The 436-nt window shown below is 71.1% G+C and carries 1 protein-coding gene; it reads left to right on the top strand.

The window, feature by feature from the left end; translation table 11 throughout:
• Positions 1 to 14: 14 nt before the first annotated feature.
• Positions 15 to 436, top strand: a 422-nt coding sequence (locus AC0IYH_RS29445) for a hypothetical protein (protein ID WP_471837580.1), incomplete at its 3' end; no start/stop codon positions are given.

The following is a 436-nucleotide window of genomic DNA, read 5'->3' as shown; positions in this document are numbered from 1 at the left end:
GGGGGAGGACGAGAATGCGACCGTTGACGATGTTGGTGCTGGCATGCCTGACGGGCGCGGGTCATGCGAGCCTTGCCGCCGCTGCGGAGCGGGCGTGGGTGTTCGACGACGCGCCCGCCTATCCCGGCGTGACGATGATGCAGGTGTCGGACGAACAGGGATCGGTCAGCGGATCGGTCACGACCGGTTGGTACGGCACGATCCCGATGCAGAACGCCCGCTGGTCCGGCGGCACGCTGACGTTCGATACGCGCAACCTGAACGACCCCGACCGGCCGACGCGGCGCTGGACCGCGCGGATCGACGGCAAGCGTGTGATGCTGGAGGGCGGGTTGTGGCATTCCGACGTGCGCCAGGCGGGTCGCCCGGCCGCCGCAGCGGACGTCGCGGCGCGCACGTTCCGGTCTGCGCCGGACCTGCCGCCGCTCGGTACGCT

This window comes from Pseudomonas sp. AC463 (genome assembly GCF_979253585.1).
This window is presented reverse-complemented; position numbering and strand designations above follow the sequence as displayed.